Source organism: Escherichia sp. TW14182, assembly GCF_000208525.1.
Taxonomy (GTDB): domain Bacteria; phylum Pseudomonadota; class Gammaproteobacteria; order Enterobacterales; family Enterobacteriaceae; genus Escherichia; species Escherichia ruysiae.
Genome location: NZ_AEJZ01000413.1, coordinates 1 through 2,543, shown reverse-complemented (window position 1 = coordinate 2,543; position 2,543 = coordinate 1). Strand labels below are relative to the sequence as shown.

2 protein-coding genes and 2 pseudogenes are annotated in these 2,543 nt (G+C 48.1%); 3 read left to right on the top strand and 1 reads right to left on the bottom strand.

Features of this window, described 5'->3' with window-relative positions; genetic code table 11:
- The 3 genes and pseudogenes from EQY_RS25850 to EQY_RS0122650 form a co-directional block, all read left to right on the top strand.
- Positions 1 to 792, top strand: a pseudogene (locus EQY_RS25850) (RHS repeat-associated core domain-containing protein); the annotation flags it as partial.
- Positions 793 to 1,185 carry an AHH domain-containing protein gene (locus EQY_RS27100; protein ID WP_105493531.1) on the top strand — a complete coding sequence of 131 codons (393 nt, stop codon included), beginning with the start codon at positions 793 to 795 and terminating at the stop codon, positions 1,183 to 1,185.
- Positions 1,186 to 1,194: 9 nt separating this feature from the next.
- A complete protein-coding gene (locus EQY_RS0122650) occupies positions 1,195 to 1,782 on the top strand; it encodes an imm11 family protein (protein WP_001268393.1) in 588 nt (195 codons plus the stop codon).
- A 124-nt stretch (positions 1,783 to 1,906) separates the two neighbouring features.
- Here the strand turns inward: EQY_RS0122650 and EQY_RS0122645 are convergent.
- A pseudogene (locus EQY_RS0122645) lies at positions 1,907 to 2,365 on the bottom strand (hypothetical protein).
- Positions 2,366 to 2,543: the final 178 nt, after the last annotated feature.

Here is a 2,543-nt window from a genome sequence, read left to right as displayed (position 1 = left end):
CGCACGGGTCAGATGTACGACCATGACCATTATTATTACGATAAAGCCGGAAACCTGCTGAAGGATGAGTATCAGAGTGCGGTAATGGACAACCGCCTGCCGGGCTACGGGCGCGACCGTTACCGCTATAACGAATGGGGTGAACTGACAGAGCGGCGTGAGCAGCAACTGGCGTGGAACGCGCAGGGTCAGTTAACGCGGGTTATCAGCAGCAACAGCGAGACGCGGTATCAGTACGATGCGCTGGGCAGGCGCATCAGCAAGGCGACATATGGCCGCCATACGGACCAGAGGGAACAGCGGCGGACGACGTTTGTGTGGGAAGGATTCCGGCTGTTGCAGGAGACAACGTGGCAGGGAAAGCGGACGTACCTGTACGACGCGGAACAGCCATACACGCCGGTGGCGGCCATCACGGGGCGCGGAGAAAGCCGGAAAATCTGGTATTACCACACGGACCTGACGGGCACGGTACAGGAGGTGACGGCGTCGGACGGGACGCTGGTGTGGGCGGGCTACCTGGCAGGATTTGGAGAAAACCGGGGCGACATCAGCAACAGCGGGGCGTACTTTGAGCAGCCGCTGCGGCTGCCGGGGCAGTATTATGATGAAGAGACGGGGCTGCACTATAATCTGTTCAGGTATTATGCGCCGGAATGTGGACGGTTCGTAAGCCAGGATTTAATCGGGCTTAATGGAGGTTTCAATCTCTACAGATATGCACCGAATCCGTTAATCTGGATCGATCCTCTGGGATTAGCATCAAGTCCCAGTGCTATCTTGGGGGCTGCAATGGGAGGAACGCCAGCAGGCTATGCGGCACATCACCTATTACCGACACATATTGCTGCTAACTCTCCATTGATTCAGGAAGCTGTGAATAGAGGGATATATAGCCCAAATGGTAAAACGAATGGTGTTTTCCTTCCCAGAACAGTGGCAGAATCTTTAAGCACTGGTAAGCCTTTACATAGTGGAGGACATTTAAGTTCGTATTTTGATGCAGCCAGAAGAACATTAGCATCAGCAGAATTAAAATTAGGTGATCTCACAAAAGCGACTAATGAACAGATCTTAAGTAAGATACATGCATCCGAACGCCTGATGAAACATGCCCTGAATATGGATAAACTCAGGTTACAATCAACAGATCGGCGTGCGCCTGGAACTCATTCAAATTGTTAGGGGGGATTAATGAGGTATTTTTTTTTAGAATATAAATACCCACGAAAAGGTTTTATTGATGGGGCTGTAAGTTTTAGCCCATCATTGATGGTCAACTATAGTGCAATTAAGTATAATTTACCTAATTTCACAATGTCTGAAATTACACTTCTGCCTTCGATAAGAAAAATGGATGTTGATTTTTTCTACACAACGGCATCAGTATTGTTGGTTTCAGACGATTTAATGATTGCTTTAGATGGTTTAAATATTGGGCAGCTTATTCCTTCAGTGGTTAAATATTCCGATGGATCTATAGTGAACAAAAAATATTGGGTTGTTCATAACTTAAGAAAAATAGATTGTCTGGATTACAATTTATCTGAATACGCTGGAAAAAGGATGGTGCTGGATTCCATACAAAATCCGCCTAAACGTATAGTTAAGGGATTGAAAAAAATAGTATTGGATGTTAGTAAAATTAATGGTGCGGAGTTTTTTTTGCTTGACAATTGTCAATATATGCCGAATCCAATTATATCAGAAAGCTTGTATGAAATATTAAAGAAATATAAGCTCAAAATAAATGGCACTCCAGTGGAGGATTTTAAGGTTTAGACGACGGATCGCCAGCCTAGCCACCGGCAACGGGCACAACGTCCGCAATGAGAGGGAATATTCCTCTCTCTGTTATATCGGATTTTCGCCAGTACTGACAGACAAAAATCCGGAAGAGCTGATATTACGACTGGATAATATCTTCAATAAACACCGCACCGTCAGCGGTACGTAACCAGCGTGGCGCTTTCAGTTTGCTGCAAAGAACCAGACCAGTTCACAAAGCAGCCCTGTCAGGGGGTGTTCCATTTTAGATCCCAGCGCCTGTTCCGTCAGGATCTGGAGTAATACCTCGCAATATTCACACAATTGCTCTGAATCCGGCTCAAAGCGCGGAAATGAGGTTGGCAGGTCGTCGAGTGTCAGGTTTTCTACCAGATGAAATGGGATCGTTCAGTGTGGGAGACAGAATGGCGAGACAGGCGCGAAGCCGCCCGTACAACGCCATTTTCAGCGCCGGATCGTGACACTCTATAAGAGTTTCAGCGAAACGGTCACAGTGATCGGCCTGGTCAGTGAAATCCGTGGCAGCACTGAAGGGCACGGAAAGTAAATTACGGGCAGGGGTGAGGATTGTAGCCATAGGGCAACCTCCACTAAGTAGTTCTAAATACCGCCAGCGGAGAGGCTAATCTCACGGGGGGCGGAACCAGACGGAGTTAGCCTTACCGGCCTTAGTGACACCGTCGCATCACGGGCAGCGTACAGTCCTGGCAGTACACACCGGAAGATCTGGTCGCCAGCCTGAGCAACGGCAACGG

Excerpts from the sequence above, each read along its gene's own strand:
- EQY_RS27100 (WP_105493531.1), top strand. The coding sequence starts at position 793 with ATGGGAGGAACGCCAGCAGGCTATGCGGCACATCACCTATTACCGACA.
- EQY_RS0122650 (WP_001268393.1), top strand. The coding sequence starts at position 1,195 with ATGAGGTATTTTTTTTTAGAATATAAATACCCACGAAAAGGTTTTATT.